Annotated in this window: 20 protein-coding genes; 13 read left to right on the top strand and 7 right to left on the bottom strand. The window is 50.7% G+C overall.

Features of this window, described 5'->3' with window-relative positions:
* Positions 1-94 precede the first annotated feature (94 nt).
* A complete protein-coding gene (locus tag ACV3PA_RS00335) occupies positions 95-505 on the top strand; it encodes a VOC family protein (RefSeq protein WP_456125302.1) in 411 nt (136 codons plus the stop codon).
* Here the strand turns inward: ACV3PA_RS00335 and ACV3PA_RS00330 are convergent.
* The 7 genes from ACV3PA_RS00330 to ACV3PA_RS00300 form a co-directional block, all read right to left on the bottom strand.
* The gene (locus tag ACV3PA_RS00330; RefSeq protein ID WP_238238684.1) at positions 479-979 is read right to left on the bottom strand and encodes a methylated-DNA--[protein]-cysteine S-methyltransferase; all 501 of its coding nucleotides are present in this window, start codon (positions 977-979) and stop codon (positions 479-481) included. The two genes, ACV3PA_RS00335 and ACV3PA_RS00330, sit on opposite strands and share 27 nt — an antisense overlap.
* A gap of 87 nt (positions 980-1,066) precedes the next feature.
* A complete protein-coding gene (locus ACV3PA_RS00325; protein WP_456125301.1) occupies positions 1,067-2,464 on the bottom strand; it encodes a dihydrolipoyl dehydrogenase family protein in 1,398 nt (465 codons plus the stop codon).
* A gap of 1 nt (position 2,465) precedes the next feature.
* The gene (locus ACV3PA_RS00320) at positions 2,466-3,683 is read right to left on the bottom strand and encodes a dihydrolipoamide acetyltransferase family protein (RefSeq protein ID WP_456125300.1); all 1,218 of its coding nucleotides are present in this window, start codon (positions 3,681-3,683) and stop codon (positions 2,466-2,468) included.
* A 13-nt stretch (positions 3,684-3,696) separates the two neighbouring features.
* Positions 3,697-4,695, bottom strand: a complete 999-nt coding sequence (locus ACV3PA_RS00315; protein WP_456125299.1) for an alpha-ketoacid dehydrogenase subunit beta — start codon at positions 4,693-4,695, stop codon at positions 3,697-3,699.
* Between the two features lies 1 nt (position 4,696).
* Entirely contained in the window at positions 4,697-5,746 is a 1,050-nt protein-coding gene (gene pdhA, locus ACV3PA_RS00310) for a pyruvate dehydrogenase (acetyl-transferring) E1 component subunit alpha (RefSeq protein WP_456125298.1), read from the bottom strand.
* A gap of 13 nt (positions 5,747-5,759) precedes the next feature.
* Complete coding sequence (locus ACV3PA_RS00305; RefSeq protein ID WP_023466985.1) at positions 5,760-6,902, bottom strand: Glu/Leu/Phe/Val family dehydrogenase; 1,143 nt, start codon at positions 6,900-6,902, stop codon at positions 5,760-5,762.
* Positions 6,903-6,939: 37 nt separating this feature from the next.
* The gene (locus ACV3PA_RS00300; RefSeq protein ID WP_023466986.1) at positions 6,940-7,341 is read right to left on the bottom strand and encodes a thioesterase family protein; all 402 of its coding nucleotides are present in this window, start codon (positions 7,339-7,341) and stop codon (positions 6,940-6,942) included.
* A 331-nt stretch (positions 7,342-7,672) separates the two neighbouring features.
* On the opposite strand from ACV3PA_RS00300, the gene ACV3PA_RS00295 reads away from it, so the two are divergent.
* From ACV3PA_RS00295 to paaX, 12 genes are all read left to right on the top strand, one after another.
* Positions 7,673-8,950: a phenylacetate--CoA ligase family protein gene (locus ACV3PA_RS00295; RefSeq protein WP_456125297.1), complete on the top strand. Its 1,278-nt coding sequence runs from the start codon at positions 7,673-7,675 to the stop codon at positions 8,948-8,950.
* Positions 8,951-8,968: 18 nt separating this feature from the next.
* Positions 8,969-9,940 carry a 1,2-phenylacetyl-CoA epoxidase subunit PaaA gene (gene paaA, locus ACV3PA_RS00290; RefSeq protein ID WP_035411059.1) on the top strand — a complete coding sequence of 324 codons (972 nt, stop codon included), beginning with the start codon at positions 8,969-8,971 and terminating at the stop codon, positions 9,938-9,940.
* A 14-nt stretch (positions 9,941-9,954) separates the two neighbouring features.
* Complete coding sequence (gene paaB, locus ACV3PA_RS00285) at positions 9,955-10,299, top strand: 1,2-phenylacetyl-CoA epoxidase subunit PaaB (RefSeq protein ID WP_023466991.1); 345 nt, start codon at positions 9,955-9,957, stop codon at positions 10,297-10,299.
* Entirely contained in the window at positions 10,296-11,081 is a 786-nt protein-coding gene (paaC, locus tag ACV3PA_RS00280; RefSeq protein WP_456125296.1) for a 1,2-phenylacetyl-CoA epoxidase subunit PaaC, read from the top strand. Before paaB ends, paaC begins: the two co-directional genes overlap by 4 nt.
* 14 nt (positions 11,082-11,095) lie before the next feature.
* Entirely contained in the window at positions 11,096-11,590 is a 495-nt protein-coding gene (paaD, locus tag ACV3PA_RS00275; RefSeq protein ID WP_056063796.1) for a 1,2-phenylacetyl-CoA epoxidase subunit PaaD, read from the top strand.
* Between the two features lie 15 nt (positions 11,591-11,605).
* Positions 11,606-11,929, top strand: a complete 324-nt coding sequence (locus tag ACV3PA_RS00270; RefSeq protein WP_023466996.1) for an EthD family reductase — start codon at positions 11,606-11,608, stop codon at positions 11,927-11,929.
* Positions 11,907-12,686 (top strand): enoyl-CoA hydratase/isomerase family protein, encoded by a 780-nt coding sequence (locus tag ACV3PA_RS00265; RefSeq protein WP_406748603.1) that lies wholly within the window; start codon positions 11,907-11,909, stop codon positions 12,684-12,686. Before ACV3PA_RS00270 ends, ACV3PA_RS00265 begins: the two co-directional genes overlap by 23 nt.
* Before the next feature lie 5 nt (positions 12,687-12,691).
* Positions 12,692-14,200, top strand: a complete 1,509-nt coding sequence (locus tag ACV3PA_RS00260) for an aldehyde dehydrogenase family protein (protein ID WP_087681936.1) — start codon at positions 12,692-12,694, stop codon at positions 14,198-14,200.
* 83 nt (positions 14,201-14,283) lie between these two features.
* Positions 14,284-15,150 carry a 3-hydroxyacyl-CoA dehydrogenase gene (locus tag ACV3PA_RS00255; protein WP_456125295.1) on the top strand — a complete coding sequence of 289 codons (867 nt, stop codon included), beginning with the start codon at positions 14,284-14,286 and terminating at the stop codon, positions 15,148-15,150.
* Positions 15,147-16,355, top strand: coding sequence for an acetyl-CoA C-acyltransferase (locus tag ACV3PA_RS00250; protein WP_456125294.1), 1,209 nt, complete (start codon positions 15,147-15,149; stop codon positions 16,353-16,355). Before ACV3PA_RS00255 ends, ACV3PA_RS00250 begins: the two co-directional genes overlap by 4 nt.
* Entirely contained in the window at positions 16,352-17,119 is a 768-nt protein-coding gene (locus ACV3PA_RS00245) for an enoyl-CoA hydratase-related protein (RefSeq protein WP_456125293.1), read from the top strand. Before ACV3PA_RS00250 ends, ACV3PA_RS00245 begins: the two co-directional genes overlap by 4 nt.
* A 73-nt stretch (positions 17,120-17,192) precedes the next feature.
* On the top strand, positions 17,193-18,077 hold the full coding sequence (gene paaX, locus ACV3PA_RS00240) for a phenylacetic acid degradation operon negative regulatory protein PaaX (protein WP_456125292.1): 885 nt from the start codon (positions 17,193-17,195) through the stop codon (positions 18,075-18,077).
* Positions 18,078-18,107 lie beyond the last annotated feature (30 nt).

Genomic DNA, 18,107 nt, shown 5'->3' with positions numbered 1-18,107 from the left:
ATTAGACAGGGAAGTGGGGCTTTTATATATGGAAAAGGGATTCAAAAGAAAAGGGCGAAAGGAGTATGTGATTATTCACAAAGGAGGAATTTCCTTGTTATATGCAGCGACCCCGTGTCTCGTATTTTCGGGACAAGCGAAGCGGGCAATCACTTATTATGAGAACGTATTTGAGATGACACGTCGTCGTATCTTACTCGATGAAGCAGGAGATACCGTTTACCACGCACATTTAGCCAACGGCGCGTTTGAATTGATGCTATGGGACGAAAGTGACGCGCCAAACGACACTTCTTCGCTCCATTTGTTACTGACCTGTACCTCATATGAAGAAGTAGAGCAGTTGTATCAGCGATTAGCGGCAGACGGTCAAATCGTCATCCCGCTTGCTGTAGCAGACTTTGGGGGCTGGTATGCGCAAGTCCGCGATCCGTTCGGGATTCTTTTTGCCCTGTCTTTCAGTGAAGAAGGGCGAGAGTCAGAGACGTTGCTCGAGCGCGAGTAGCGTTCGCTTCATGTTCAGTCCACCATGGTAGCCGAGGAGATCTCCTTTTTTGCCGATGATCCGATGACACGGAATCGCGAGCAGTAAGCGGTTTTTTCCGATCGCTGTTCCGATCGCACGTGTCGCATTTGGGCGAAAGAGCCGTTCGGCGATGTCGGAGTAGGTGGCGGTTTGACCATATGGAACCGCGCGTAATGCGTGCCAGACTTCAAGCTGAAACGGTGTACCGACAGGCGCAAGCGGAAAGGAAAGTGTCGTCGACTGCTGATTCAGATAAGCCAGTAGCTGTTCCGTATACGGAGCGAGGGTGGTGTCTGAGGCAATCCGCTCTGCACGAGGAAAGTGTTTGCGCGACCAGTCGTCAAATAACTCCTCCGGTTCATCCCAAGCACCGACATAACAGAGACCATCCGCTGTAGCGGCGACCGGAAACGTATGGGTGTTCCAGTGTAAGCGAGTGAAGTACAGTTCCATGACATGTTGTCCTTTCTACACGAAATGAAATGATAGGTGAGGAGAATAAGAACAAGAAAGGGGTGCTTCTACTGAGCACCCCTTTGATTATGCACGCGAACCAACTTGTTGCCGTGGTGGGAGATGAATCGATTGACCGAATAAGGCTTCCATCGATTCCGTCAACGCTTCGCTTCGACTGGGGTGTGCCATGACAGGGAAAAGAAGATCTTCTCGTTTCGCTGTCAGTTCTAGTGCTTGGGTGAATTGTCCGACAAGACGATGAGCATCGTCACCGATCATATGAATGCCAAGAACCAGTGACGTCTGTTCGTCAGCAATAACCTTGACAAAACCACTGCCACCTTCGATCGTCGTCGCTCCATTTGCGTTCAGCGGGAATTGTCCGATTTGAACAGTATGGCCCGCTTCTGTCGCTTCCTGTTCTGTCATCCCGACCGAAGCAATCGGTGGAAATGTCCGCAAAACGGTCGGATAATACGGTGTTGTCGGATCGACGTCTTGACCAGACAGATGAGCTGCGGTCCGCTTCGCTTCATGAATCGCACGGGTGGCAAACTGTGAACCAGGGGTCACATCACCAATCGCGTAAATATGCGGTTGATTGGTTTGTCCGTAGGCATCGACTGGAATCGTTCCATCTTCTGCAAGCGTCACACCGATCCGTTCGAGACCGAGCGTCAAACTGTTTGGGATCCGGGAAAGGGATTGGAACAGATAGGCGCCATGATAGGCGACTTCTTCTCCATTTTTCATGACCGTGACGGTCGCGTTCGACGAAGCATCAATCTGTGTTACGACATCCGAAACGAGACGGATTTTTTGTTTTTTGAACGTCCGCTTCAATTCCTTTTCAAGGCTTGCTTCGAGTGGGAATTGATCTGCGAACAGCGTCACCTCTGTACCGAGAGCATGGAAACAGGCAGCAGCTTCAAGTGCTAATGTGTCGGATCCAATGATCAATAAGCTCTCGGGTAACTGCTCGAGTTGATAGAGCTGCTCGGCATTCAGTCGGCACGATTCCTCGTGCTGGATACTGTGACTACCGGTCGCGATGATGACGTCTTGGAATCGATACGTGTCGAACTGATGTCCCGATTCGACGCCAATTCGGTCCTCTGACAGGAAGGAAGCTGCACCAGAGATATGCTCAATCTGGTTCGCCTGACAGAGGGCAGCAACACCTTGACGTAATTGCTGCACGACACGATTGCGGTAAGCATTCATTTTGCTGAAATCATGGACAGCAGGGACCGTAAATCCGAGATCTTCGAGATGGGGCAAGCGGAGCATTTCTTCTGCTGCATGCGCATAGACCTTTGACGGGATACAGCCTCGGTTCAGACACAATCCACCGAGTTCAGCTTGTTCGATCAGTGTCACCTTACGACCGCCTTGCGCAGCACGGATCGCTGCCGTATAACCAGCGGGACCTCCACCGATAATCAAGAGATCCCGTTCTTGTGTAAGTTCGCCAACAACCATGTTAGATCAACTCCAAAAGTAGGGTAGTCGGGTGTTCAATCAGTGAAACGAATCGATTTGTAAAGGCAACAGCTGTTGCCCCGTCTGCGACGCGATGATCGAACGACATCGACAAATTCATCATCGAGCGGACGACGATTTGATCGTCTTCATCGACACAGGCTCGTTTTTTCGTCTTGTGGAAGGCAATCAATGCCGTTTCCGGATAGTTGATGATTGGCGTAGCCCCTGTACTACCGAGTGGACCAACATTGCTCATCGTAAAGGTGCTCGGTTTTAAGTCCGCTGCACGTAAGGCACCGTTTTGAGCACGTTGTTGCAGCGCAATCAGTTGATCATGCAGTTCGGTCAGTGAGAGCTGATTGGCATGACGGATGACAGGAACCATTAGTCCGTCCGGTGTCTCGGTTGCCATTCCGAAGTGGAAATCCTGCTCTAATCGAATACATTCATTCGCTTCATCGAGTTTGGCATGGAAGACGGGATAGTCTTTTAAGGCAACGATCAAGGCTTTAATGAAGAAAGCATTGATGTTGATGTTTCGTCCAGCGGCTTTCCATTCGGCACGTAGGGCGAGCAAGCGCGTCATGTCGACTTCTTCAAAGTGAGTGACATGCGGAATCGTGTACAGTGATTGCGTCATCTTTTTCGCGATCTGCTTACGAATACCACGGAACGGAATCGTTTCTGGTGGCGTTCGTTGTTGCGTGACTTCCTCAACGATTGGTGGAATCGTCTCCTGTGGAGTAGCTGCAGCGTTGGCGAAGCGAAGGACATCGTCTTCTGAAACCCGACCTGACGGATCCGAAGCAGTCACAGCTTCGATATCAATCCCGTGGTCACGAGCAAGTTTTCGTGTATACGGCGTCGCTAGGACACGTTTTGTTGGAGGTGCTTGAGCAGGTGGGGCGGCGACAGCGACAGGCGCTGGTTCAGGTACGCGCGACACTTCAGGTGTTACCGCAACTGGCATGTCAGAAGCGTTGCTTGCTTCGATATGCAACAACGTCGTACCGACTTGCACCGTCTGACCAACCGGAATGATGATTTCCTTGACGATTCCGGAAACAGGAGCTGGTAGTTCAGCGACCATCTTATCGGTCGCCACCTCAACGACCGGTTGATCCGTCGTGACGTGGTCTCCGACTTGAACGAGATAATGCGCGATTTCACCTTCCGTCATACCTTCCCCGACATCATGTAACTTGACTTCGATCATGGGACCCAACTCCTTAAAACTCGACCGTACGCTGAATCGTCGCAAGGACTCGTTCCGGCGTCGGAATGTAATGGTCTTCGAGGGCGAATAGCGGTACTGGAACATCAAAACCGGTCACACGGGCAATCGGTGCCCGTAAATAAAGAAACGCTGTATCGTTGATCAACGTGACGAGATCGTTACCAAGACCACCCATCGCTGCGGCTTCGTGCACGATGACGGCGCGACCGGTCTTTTGAACGGAAGCGGCGATCGTGTCCCGGTCGAGCGGATAAAGCGTGCGTAAGTCGAGCACCTCGCAAGAAATACCGCGTTCCTTTGCAGCCGTAGCGGCTTTTTGTGCCACCTGGACCATTGCCCCCCAAGCAATCAACGTCACGTCCGTCCCTTCACTGACGCAACGAGCTTTTCCGATCTCAACGGTATAGGACTCGCTCGGTACGACTTCCTTGAATGAGCGGTAACTGCGCATCGACTCGAGGAACAACACGGGATCTGGATCTTCAATGGCAGCAATCAACAAGCCTTTTGCATCGTACGGTGTTGCCGGACAGACGACCTTTAGACCGGGCATCGATGTAAAGAGTGCTTCTGTACTGTCGGAATGAATTTCCGGTGCCCGGATGCCGGCACCATAAGGCGCACGGATGACCATCGGGACACTATAGCGTCCCATCGTCCGCATTCGAATTCGAGAAACGTGGGTCATGATTTGTTCGTAGGCAGGATAGATGAAGCCAAGAAATTGAATCTCGACGATTGGTTTAAAACCATTGATGGCAAGTCCGATCGATGTACCGACGATACCGGCTTCACTGAGCGGTGTATCAACGATCCGGTCTTCACCGAACTCTTCTTGTAAGCCGTCCGTCGCTCGGAAAACACCGCCATTTTTTCCGACATCTTCTCCAAGAACGAGTGTCGTCTCATCCTCCGACAATTTTGTCCGCAGGGCATCCGTGACAGCTTGAACGAGTGTCATCTCTGTTTGACGATTGATTGGTGTTGCCATCTCATTTCCCCCTTGCTAGCAAATACGCTTCTTTTTGTTGCTGGACATCAACCGGTAAGGTCGCGTACGTATGATCGAACAGATCATTGACGTCTGGTGCCTTAAATTGCTCCATCGCGGCTACTGCTGCTTCGACTTCTGTTTGATGTCGTTCCTGCATCTGTTGCATCCATGTTTCGTCAAAATAGCCTTGGTGTTTTAGGAATTGTTCGAGTCGATCGAGTGGATCAACCCGGTCACGCGAGCGTGCTTGATCCCGGTATTTCGTTGGATCATCTGCTGTCGTATGAGCACCAAACCGCCACGTTACGGCTTCAATCAATGTTGGTCCGCCGCCAGAACGCGCACGTTCGACGGCTGCTTGCATCGTGAAATAGACGGCAAAGGCATCGTTTCCATCAATCCGAACACTTGGCATTCCGTAGGCAATCGCTTTTTGCGCAATTGTCTCGGAATGCATCTGTTTTTCGATCGGAACAGAAATCGCAAACTGATTATTTTGGTTAAACAGGACGACCGGTGCTTGGAAGACGCTTGCGAAGTTCATTCCTTCATGGAAGTCGCCTTCAGACGTCGCTCCGTCACCAAAGTAGGCGACCGCGACGTTCGTCGTGCCTTTTCGTTTTTCAGCCCACGCGGCACCAACGGCATGCGGAATTTGCGTTGCAATCGGAACGGCAGGAGGGAAGATGTGTTTCTCAGACGGAACACAACCTTCGACACGACCGTTCCAGTAGAGGAGCGTCCGGATCATGTCAGCACCAAACGTCAATGTCGCACCGTGATCTCGGTACGTCGGGAATAACCAGTCTTGATCGGACAACGCGAGTGCACTACCGACTTGAGCTGCTTCCTGTCCTTCGAACGGTGCATAAGTGCCGAGTCGACCTTGGCGTTGTAAGTTGATTGCCTTCCGGTCGAATGTCCGGATCCGATGCATCTGTTCGTATAGGGTGAGGGCGAGCTCCTTTGTCAGGTCGTGTTCTTTTGATGCATCGATGACGCGACCTTCTTCATCGATGATGCGTTGAATCGGAAAATGTTGCTCCATGTCAGTCCCTCCTTCAGTGGTTACGGATATCCCATTTTGGTTTTGTCGTATTCGTGAAGATGTTGTTATGTTTCGCCCGGATCTGCATCCGTTTTTCACACATCCGGTTCGCCGCTTCGACCGTCGTGATGTTTTCTGCTTGCGATTCCTTGAAGACTTCGAGTACTGCGTCGTAGATGTGGCGTGTCTTTAAGAGAACCCGTTCATGATTCGCTCCATAGAGTTCGTCTGCTACTTGGATCAGACCACCACCATTGACGATATAGTCTGGGGCATATAAGATGCCACGATCCATCAAGACGTGAGCAAGTTGTTCTTCCGCGAGTTGGTTGTTCGCAGAACCACAGATGGCTTTGCACGGTAAGAGGGCAATGTTTTGGGCGTGAATGACACCGCCGTATGCACACGGGACAAAAATATCAGCATCCGTCAGATGAATTTCGTGAGGGGAGACGACGCGAACCGTGCCAGGCGCCATTTCAGCTTGAGTCACGATTGCTGCGAGGGCCGCTTCATTGACGTCAGAGACATAAATCGTCGCACCGGCGAGCAACAGTTGTTCTGCGACCTTAAAGCCGACTTTTCCGAGTCCTTGGATCGCGTAGGTTGCCCGACTTAAGTCGTCTGAACCGAATAACGTCTCAATTGTCGCCCGAAGCCCGTAAACGACACCTTCAGCCGTCGGAATCGATGAATCACCACTACCACCAAAGGCTTCCGGAATGCCGACGATTCGTGATGTTTCTCGGCTAGCGTGGACAAAATCATCCATCGTCGTGCCCATGTCCGTTCCCGTGTAGAACCGACCACCAAGCGAATCGACGAAGCGACCGAAGGCACGGAAAAGCTCCGGTGATTTATCCGTTGCTGGATTACCGATGATGACGGCTTTACCGCCACCAAAATCAACATCAGCGGCAGCACATTTATACGTCATACCGCGTGACAAACGCAGAACATCGTCGAGTGCTTCATCAACAGAAGCGTAAGGCGCCATACGGCATCCACCGAGAGCAGGACCGAGCGTCGTATCGTGAATGGCGATGATGGCTTGTAACCCCGAGACAGGATCGTTGCAAAAGACGACTTGTTCGTGACCAGCGATTTTTTCCATGATCGAGAGCGTTGGATTTGTAGATGGATTTAACATGTTCATAGTAGAGTCCTCCTCTATCAAATATAAGTAAGCGCTTTCATTTTGTTGGAACGTTATTTTGCAATTTTTCTTGAATCCGGCTTTTTTCTAAAATGAATTGTGTGACTTCCCCTGTACCGATGATTGTTTGTCCGTCTCGGACTTCGATGCTAGCGTCAACGCGACGTGATGTCATCGCAGTTACTGTAGCGGTAACGATCAATCGTGTTCCTTCAGCTGCCATACCAAGATGCTTCAGTGAAACTGCACCCCCGACACCTTCTTCACCAGCTTCTAAGTAAGGCAAAATCAGTTGACGTGCTGCCCATTCCATGTGATAAACCATCGAAACGGTGGAGTATGCAGGATGAACGAGCTGACCTTCAAATCGTGCAAACATATCTTCTGAGACGACCGCTTGAATCTCTGCTGTATCCCCGACAGCTAATCCTAGTTTCATCGTGATCCCCTTTCACAACACCGAATCTTCATTCAATCAAGTGGTCTTACCAAAAATAGTATAACACTTGTCACACGATATTTTATCAACCCGTTACAAAATGAGCAAATCATTTCAGAAATATTTTCCAAAAAAAGACTGTCTATCATGAAATCTCTTGTTTAATGTTGATTAATTTATCGATAAGGTGCGTTGAAGTGATAAAGTAAGAATCGTTTGGGAGCATTTAACAAAACAAGATTGACAACATTGTGAACGTGTCGTACGTTAAACATATAACTAAAAACAAACGACCGTTTTATTATTGTATACATGATGAGGAGGTGCAGGTATGTACGATCAACATCACGAAACGATGGATGCTCAATCAAGGGAGCAGCTACAGATGGAGCGATTGCGCCAAACGATGGAACAGGTCACGCGTGTCCCGTTCTATCAAGAACGTCTGCAAACCTTACAGATGACAGCGAATGATTTTCAAACGATCGAGGATTTACGAAAGTTTCCTTTCACACGTAAACAAGATTTACGCGATCATTATCCGTTCGGGCTATTTGCCGTTGAACGGGAACAGGTCACCCGGATTCATGCGTCGTCTGGAACGAGCGGTAAACCGACCGTCGTCGGATATACGCAAGAAGATTTAGATGACTGGGCAGGTGCCGTAGCACGCAGTTTAGTCTTAGCTGGTGGATCACCAGCCGATTTGCTGCACAATGCGTATGGGTATGGATTGTTCACAGGTGGTCTCGGTCTTCATGCAGGTGCAGAAAAACTAGGCATGACGATCCTACCGATTTCCGGCGGCAACACGGATCGCCAAATCACATTGATCGAGGATTTCCGACCGGACGGAATCTGTGGTACGCCTTCGTATATCTTACGCTTGGCAGAACGCATGATCGAACGTGGTATCGATCCACGGAAGACCAGCATGCGTTATGGCATTTTCGGAGCCGAGCCATGGTCGGAAGAGATGCGAAAGACACTCGAACAGACCTTTAATCTGCAGGCACTCGATATTTACGGACTCAGTGAAATCATGGGACCGGGTGTCGCGATGGAGTGTCAGGAGCAGGCAGGTCTTCATATCATGGATGACTTATTCATTACAGAAGTCGTCGATCCCGTTACGGGGGAACCGGTACCAGATGGCATGGTCGGGGAACTCGTTTTTACAAGTTTAAAAAAGAAAGCGCTTCCAATCATTCGATACCGGACGGGTGACTTAGCATCGATCACGCATGAGGCGTGCGCTTGCGGACGGACGACGACACGGATGTCACGTGTCAAAGGGCGGACGGACGACATGCTAATCATCCGAGGGGTCAACGTCTTCCCGTCAGAAATCGAGCGGGTTTTGCTCCAACAACCAGACGTGACGCCACATTATCAAATCCATCTCGTGCGTAAAGCCGGACTCGATGCTGTTGAGCTACATATCGAATTCGAAAATATCTCAGAACGACAAATGCGTTCGATATGTGACGCCATCAAGTCGGAATGCCTCATTTCCATTGATCTCGTCTGTCACCCGCATCAAGGGTTACCACGATCGGAAGGAAAAGCCGTTCGGATCGTTGATCGACGCTCGACATCACTCGTCTGATTCAAAGGAGGAACTAGCATGTATGATGCAACACAACTGTTCGAACCCGTCCAACTGACGGAAGACGAAAAATTAGCACGCTTCAAGGAACGAATCGAGCAAGGTGAAAAAATTGAAGCCGATGACTGGATGCCTGCTTTTTACCGAGACACACTGATTAAACTGATTTCGATGCACGGTATCAGTGAAATCATGGGTGCACTTCCGGAAAAAGAATGGGTTCCAAAAGCACCATCGCTTCGACGGAAACTTGGCATCATGGCGAAGGTCCAGGATGAGATGGGACACGGGCAATTATTGCTTCGTGTCGTCGAGGATTTGATGAAGCCGTATGGCAAGACACGCGGGGATTTGATGGACGATTTATTCACCGGACGATTGAAGTTCCATAACGTCTTCCACATGCCGACACGGTCATGGGCTGATGCCGGGATGATCGGTTGGCTCGTCGATGGCGCGGCAATCATCACCCAGACGAACATGCTCGGTGCTTCGTACGGACCGTACGCACGTGCCTTGCAACGCATCTGTGCAGAGGAAGTCTTCCACGCGCAACACGGCGAGTCAATCATTATGGCACTCGCAGAAGGAACACCGGAACAGCGGGCGATGATTCAGGAATCACTGGATGAGTGGTGGGAATCCTTGTTGATGTTCTTTGGACCAGCCTCGAAAGAGACGACCGGGACATCAAAACAGGACGTGACGATCGCCTATAAGATTCGGACGAAAACGAATGAAGAGCTCCGGCAAAACTTCTTTACGAAATACGTGCCACGGATTCGTTCACTCGGACTCGTCATTCCAGACCCGACGTTACGTTTTGATGAAGAAACAGGGCAATGGGAATATGCACAGCCAGACTGGACGAAATTCAAGACGATCATCCAAGGGGGAGGACCACGTTCGAAGGAACGGTTGGACCTGCGCCGAACATCTTATGAAAATAACGCCTGGGTACGGGATGCACTTGCTGAAACGAAGGCATGAGAGGGGAAAGCACGATGAACGAAACGTTCTATCACGAATTCGAAGTCTTTAGCAAACGGACGCCGAACGCGGCGTTCACCCATCAATTCAGCTTGCTCGCTCCGAACAAGGAGATGGCACTGTTGATGGCACAAGAAAACTTCATGCGCCGGGAACCGGTCGTCGACATCTGGGTCGTCAAACGCGAAGATATCCGTGGTTTATCACCCGATGAGAAACAGATGCTCCAACGCCTCGACAATAAAGATTACCGGACGACCAAAGGATACGGCTACTTGAAGAAAAAATGGCGTCATTACGAGCAACAGATGCTCGATGAAAAAGAGATCATGTCTTGGCAAGGAGGCGATTCCAAATGACGGAACAAGAACGGACGGCACTCGCTTCCTTACTCTATCAACTCGCGGATGATGATTTCCTCTACGCGTATCGTGGTTCGGAATGGCTCGGACTCGCACCGCATATCGAAGAGGACGTCGCTTCGTCGTCGATTGCGCAAGATTCGATGGGACACGCGGCGATGTATTACCAACTTCTCGAAGAACTTGGCGAAGGAAATGCTGATGCATTAGCTCATGTCCGACTGGCGCATGAACGAAAGAATTCGATTCTCGTCGAACGTGTCAACGGACCTGGCTACTACATGGAGAAGCCTGAATATGACTGGGCATTCGCCGTCGTCCGGAACTATTGCTACACGGTCGCGAAAAAGATCCGGATTGATGCGTTGAAATCGAGCAGTTACGAGCCTCTCGCTGCGGCTGCCGTCAAGATCAACATGGAGTTGTACTATCATTTGCTGCACTGGCAAACATGGTTCACCCAGCTTTATCAATCGACGGAGACGGCGCGGCAGAAGATGGATGCATCCCTAGAAAAAGTCCTCTACGACTTCGGCGACATGTTCGATTATGGTGAACACGGTCAACTGATCGAAGAGATGCGGTTGATTGAGGGGCAAGGGATTTTACTTGATCGTTGGTATCAGACGATCACGCCGTTACTCGTCGAATTGAACGTAACCCTTCCAGAAATGCAGATGACACACAATGGACGGGACGGCAATCACACGGAAGATTTGAATGACGCACTCGCGACACTCGGAGAAGTCTACCTGATTGATCAGACGGCGACGTGGTGAAAGGAGAGGGAAGCATGACGACGACACTTCAACATGCGATCCGTGAAGCCCTGAACGGGGTGAAGGATCCAGAAATCGATAGCGTCAGTATTTTAGATCTTGGCATGGTCGAAACGATGGACGCGGAAGCGACGGCGCATGGCTACACGGTGCACGTCACGCTTCTCCCGACGTTTCTCGGTTGTCCAGCGCTTGAAATCATTAAAAAAAATACCGAAGCTGCCTTGCAGGTGATTCCGAACGTCGAACAGGTCGACGTCCAGTTCCGGTTTGATCCACCGTGGACATCGGACCGAATCACAGAACAAGGGATGCAAGGGTTGAAAGCATTCGGCATCGCACCCCCTCGATTCGAACAAGGGAAGTGGGAAATCGACTGTCCGTATTGTGGATCGACGTATGTGACGATGGAAAATTTATTTGGACCGACCGCTTGTCGAAGTATTCTCTACTGTAAATCGTGTAAAAATCCATTCGAGGCGATGAAACCCGTCTCTACTCTCATGTGAAGGAAGGTAATCACTATGGCAAAATTAATCGCATTGTACAAACACCCGGAAAACAAGGAAGCATTCGATCAGCATTACTTTGAAGTCCATGGTCCGTTAACAGCAAAAATTCCAGGACTACAAGAAATGAACGTCACGAAAATCGTCGGGTCACCAATGGGTGGAGATGGAAAGTACTACTTGATGTGCGAGATGGTCTATGAAAGTCAGGAAGCGATGCAAGCTGGCATGCGTTCTCTTGAAGGAAAAGCCTCAGGGAAAGACTTGATGAGCTTTGCGGGGGATCTCGTCACATTGATGATTGGTGAAGATGTCCATGCCGACACAACAGTACGTTAAGACGGAAACGGTTGGTCGGATCGGTCGAATTCGGCTTGACCGGACGGCGCGATACAATGCGCTGAACCGGACGATGGTCCGCGAAATCGTTGAGGCGATGGAGACGTTTGACCGCGACGACCGGGTGACGGTCATCGTCTTGACTGGGAATGGAAAGTCATTTTCAGCAGGTGCCGATATCGAGGAGATGCTCGAAGCGACACCGATCTCGATGGAACTTCTCGATCCATTCGCGGACTGGGACCGGATCAGCCGAATCAAAAAGCCGATCATTGCAGGTGTCCACGGTTTTGTTCTCGGAGGCGGTTTCGAACTCGCACTTGCTTGTGATTTAATCTACGCCGATCCTGCGACACAGTTCGGTTTTCCAGAAGTCGGACTCGGCGTCATGCCGGGAGCAGGTGGGACGCAACGGTTGACGAAATGCATCGGTCGGACGCGGGCGCTCGAATGGCTCTTCACGGGTGACCGGATGCAGGCAGACGAAGCAGAACGACTTGGCATCATCAATCGAGTGACGACGGACGTCGAAGCGACGGTGCTTGCGATGGCAGAGCGGTTATCGAACCAGCCGAGCATGGCGTTACGACTGATCAAGGACGCAGCAAACAAAGCCGTCGATTTATCGTTACAAGATGGCATGGAGCATGAACGTCGGAACTTCTATCTGTTGTTCGCAACAGCCGATCAAACAGAAGGTATGCAAGCCTTTCTCGAAAAACGTCCACCGATTTTCAATCAACAGGAACAGGAGTGAATACAATGTCGACAGTACATGAAAAAACACTTGAAATGAAACGGTCCGTCTATCATTTGCTCATTAACGGCGAACAAGTCGAAGGTGCAACAGGAGAGACATTTAAAACATATAATCCGGCAACAGGTGAAGTGATTGCGGAAGTTGCAAAAGCATCGAAGGAAGACGCTGATCGTGCCGTTCAAGCCGCACGGGATGCGTTTGATCACGGGAAGTGGAAGATGTGGCCGGTCGGACGACGCGCGCAAATCTTAAATAAGATTGCGAGCATCATGCGCTCCCGCTTCAACGAAATCGTTGAACTCGAGATTCTCGATACAGGGAAATCACTAGCAGCGGCGCAAGGACAAGTCACGCAAGCAATTGAAGACTTTGAATTCTACGCAGGTGCGATCGTCGGTCATCGTGGTGTCGTCAATAACGTGCCGGGACAATTCCATAACTATACAGAAAAAGAAGCGGTCGGTGTTTGTGCACAAATCATCCCGTGGAACTATCCATTGATGATGGCAGCTTGGAAAGTCGCACCAGCAATCGCAGTCGGTTGTTCGGTCGTCGTCAAACCAGCGACGTTGACTCCGTTGACAGCGATCATTCTCGGTGAGATTTGTTTAGAAGCTGGTGTGCCAGCGGGTGTCGTCAACGTCATCCCAGGCTCAGGACGCGAAATCGGCAATCATCTCGTCGAACATCCAAACGTCGATAAAGTCGCTTTCACGGGCTCGACACCAGTCGGAAAAGACATCATGGGACGTGCCTCGGAAACACTAAAACGAGTCACGCTCGAACTTGGTGGAAAATCACCGAACATCGTGTTTGAAGATGCAGATGTGACAGCAGCCGTTGATGGTTCGTTGTTCGGAATCTTCTACAACAGTGGTCAATCGTGTGAAGCACGCTCACGTCTTTACGTTCACGAGGATATTTACGACGCATTCATGGAGCAATTCGTCGCAAAAACAAAACAACTCGTTCTTGGCAATCCATTTGATAAAGGGACACACGTTGGAGCGATCATCGACCAACAACAAGTCGATGTCATCGATGGATACGTCCAGTCAGCGAAAGCAGACGGAGCGACAATCGTCACAGGTGGTCACGCTTCAGCACCAGAAGGATACGAAAAAGGCTTCTGGTACGCACCAACGATCATCACGGACGTCACGCATGAAATGAAAGCCGTCAATGAAGAAATCTTCGGACCGGTCGTCGTCGTCATGCCGTTCAAAGATGAAAAAGAAGCGATTCGTTTAGCGAACGACACATCGTTTGGACTCGGATCAGCGGTTTGGACAAAAGACGGTGCAAAAGCGACGCGCGTTGCCAACCAAATCAAAGCCGGTATCGTCATGGTTAACTGTCCGTTTTCTGCTTTCCCAGGTACACCGTTTGGTGGGTATAAACAATCAGGATTCGGTCGTGAACTCTGTATCGAAACACTTGATCTGTACACAGAAACGAAGAGTATCTTGTCGTATTACGGCAGTCGTCCACTCAATCCGTTCGGACTATAAGCAAGAGGGAAGGCTGGAGTTCCGTCGGGAAGTCCAGCCTTTTTTAACAGCACAGGGGATACAGGGGATAAGGGGGAAATCAGATGGTAGAACAAATCGTTGTCGTCGGATCCGGCGTCATGGGACGTGGCATTGCGTACGTTGCCGCACACCGCGGATTTCAGGTGACACTCGTTGATATTAAAGAAGCGTATGTCGAAAGTGCCTATCAAGAACTCGAACGTATCGCGGAGAAAGGCATCACGCGAGGCAAAATGTCCGCGAGCGAAGTCGAGGGACTATTCGATCGATTAAGTTTGTCGACGGATTTAGCAACAGCTGCACAACAAGCAGATCTCGTCATTGAGGCGGTACCGGAACAACTGACAATCAAACAGCAAGTCTTTGAAACGCTAGAAGCCAATGCGCGTCCGGACTGTTATTTCGCGACGAATACGTCAACGATGAGTCCGACGGAAATTGCGTCCTTTACGAACCGCGCAGACCGGGTCATGGCGATGCATTTCTTCAATCCGGTTCATTTGATGCCATTGATCGAGCTCGTTCGTGGTCTTGAGACGTCGGATGAGACGGTTGCTGCCTTAGAGCAAGTGGCGCGTCAGATGCAAAAGGAAACGGTCGTCATCCGTGAGTTTCCTGGCTTCGTGACTTCGCGCATCAGTGCGCTTGTCGGAAATGAAGCCTTTTATATGTTGCAAGAAGGGCTTGGGACACCAGAAGAAATCGATAAAGCGATCAAACTCGGATTGAATTATCCGATGGGTCCCTTTGAACTCGGTGACTTGGTCGGACTCGATACAAGGCTCCACAACCTAAAATATCTCCATGAGAAGCTCGGTGAAAAATACCGTCCGGCACCACTGCTAGAACAGTATGTCAAAGCTGGTCGACTTGGTCGTAAAACAGGGCGCGGTGTCTATGACTACACGAATCGGGAGGTGACGTCATGAAACGTGTCGCCATCATCGATGCCGTTCGGACACCGATCGGTCGCTATAACGGCGCGTTGCGTCAAGTTCGCCCGGATGATTTAGGGGCACGTGTCATCGAAGCGTTGCTTAAGCGCAATCCGCAAGTCGATCCAAAGACGATCGAGGAAGTCATTTTCGGCAATGCGAATCAGGCGGGGGAAGATAACCGGAACGTCGCCCGGATGTCCGGACTGCTGGCTGGTCTACCGGTCGAAGTCGCTGGTACGACGATCAATCGCTTATGTGGATCAGGACTCGATGCTGTCATTGCAGCCGCTCGCGGAATTGCGTTAGGTGAAGGGGATATCTATATCGCTGGAGGAACGGAAAGCATGACGCGTGCACCGTTCGTTCTCGCAAAGCCGGATCAAGCCAACCCGCGTGGCAATCAGACGATGTATGATACGACGATTGGCTGGCGGTTCGTCAATGATCGCTTAGCAGATAAATACGGAACGGATTCGATGCCGGAGACAGCTGAGAACGTCGCCCGTCAGTACGGCATCTCACGCGAAGCACAGGATGACTTTGCGTTTGAGAGTCAGCAACGCGCAAAACGAGCCATCGAGGAACAGCGCTTCACGGAAGAACTAGTTGCGGTCACGCAAACGGACCGAAAAGGCAACATCAGCGTCTTCGATCAAGATGAACACCCACGCCCTGAGACGACACGCGAGAAACTCGCGACGCTTCGTCCTTTATTCCCGAACGGTACCGTGACAGCGGGAAATGCATCTGGCGTCAACGATGGGGCGTCGGCGCTGTTATTGATGAGTGAAGAAAAAGCAAACGAACTCGGCTTGACACCGCTTGGATATTACCGAGCGAGTGCGACAGCAGGCGTTGAGCCCGCCATCATGGGCATCGGACCGATCGACGCGACGGAAAAAGTTCTTAGACGGGCAGGGTTGACGGTCGAACAGCTCGATCAGATTGAGTTGAACGAAGCGTTTGCGGCTCAAAGTCTTGCTTGTATTGAAGTACTCGGTCTACCGAGCGAAAAAGTCAACGTCAACGGCGGAGCGATTGCCTTCGGTCATCCGCTCGGCGCAAGTGGAGCGCGGATTTTGACGACGTTATTGCATGAAATGCGCCGGACGAACCGGACGTATGGTCTCGCTACGATGTGTGTCGGAGTTGGGCAAGGGATCGCACTCGTCGTCGATCGGGAGGGACTCGTATGATTCATTTAGAACGAGAAGGCTATATTGCGATTGTCCGGATCGCTCGCCCAGAACGCTTGAACTGTCTCGATTATCCGACGCTTGTCGCCTTACAGGAACAAGTCGATGCGTTGTCAGTCGACTCGGAAGCACGGGTCGTCCTGTTTACCGGAACCGGTAAAGCTTTCAGTGCTGGTGCCGATTTAAAGGAACGCGTCCATTTGAATGAGGAAGAAGTCCGACGTAATGTCCTTGCGATTCGCAACGTCTTCACCTCAATCGCACAATTACCACAACCCACAATCGCTGCCGTCAACGGTCACGCGCTCGGTGGTGGCTTTGAATGGATTCTCGCCTGTGATTTCCGATTTCTCGTCGAGGATGCACTCGTCGGGTTGACAGAGACTAGCTTCGGGATCATTCCTGGTGCTGGCGGAACACAACGCTTACCACGGTTGATCGGGGAGACACGAGCAAAGGAATTGATCTTCACGGCGAAAAAAATCGATGCGATGACAGCGGAACGTTACGGACTCGCGACCGCTGTCGTCGCTCGGGAAGCGTTGATGACGACCTGTCTTGAGTTTGCCAATCAGATGTTACAGAACGGTCCCATCGCCTTGCGACAAGCAAAGCGAGCGATTGATCAAGGGCGGGATGTCTCGCTCGAACAAGGACTGCAACTCGAGACGGAAGCCTATGAAGTTGTCATCCCGACCGCCGATCGTCAGGAAGCGCTACAAGCCTTCGCTGAAAAACGACCACCACGCTTTCAAGGAAGATGAGGATGGTCGACGTTTGAAATAACCCGTATACTAACGATACACACTATGAACGACTGAAGAGAGAGTGAATACCATGAGTGCGAACACCCAATCAATGATCTTTACGATTTACGGGGATTATATCCGTCATTACGGCAATCAAATTTGGGTCGGGAGTTTAATTCGACTCGTCAAAGAGTTTGGACATAACGAACAAGCGGTCCGGGTCGCAGTCTCCCGGATGGTCAAACAAGGCTGGCTCGTCTCCGAGAAGCAGGGGAGTAAAAGCTTCTATTCGTTGACGCCGCGTGGGGTGGAACGGATGGAAGAAGCAGCGCGCCGGATCTATAAATCAACACCACACGACTGGGACGGAAAGTGGCGGACGCTGATGTACACGATTCCAGAAGATAAGCGACAGATTCGCGACGAACTCCGTAAAGAACTGACGTGGAGTGGGTTTGGCAACTTATCAAACGGGGTTTGGATCTCACCAAATCCGCTTGAAAAAGAGGCTGAACGATTGATTGAAGCATACGAAATCGAAGAGTATGTCGATTTCTTCGTCGGTGAATACCACGGTCCAAAACAAGATCAATCCCTTGTTGAGCGCGCTTTTCCACTGGAGGAATTGCAGGAACGTTACGAGACGTTCATCACGGATTATAGCCGGCAATACATCATCCATCAGAGTCAGCTTCAACTAGGAGAAATGACGGATGAACAGTGTTTCGTTGAACGGACGATGCTCGTACATGAGTACCGGAAATTCCTCTTTACGGATCCGGGACTCCCGCAAGAACTGTTACCGGATGCTTGGAGCGGACACCATGCGGCACTGTTGTTTGAGCAATATTACCGTCTGCTTGCGCAACCAGCGAGCCGGTTCTTTGAATCAATCTTTGAAGAGACACACGATGTGTCACAACGCAGTGCTTCGTATGATGCAACAGAACACCCACTGTTTGCGGAAAGATGATATACAAAAGAGCGGGACGGATCACACGAT

Source organism: Exiguobacterium sp. EA-TM-5, assembly GCF_053878415.1.
Note: the sequence above shows the minus strand (reverse complement) of the source record. Positions and strands in the feature narration are given on the sequence as shown.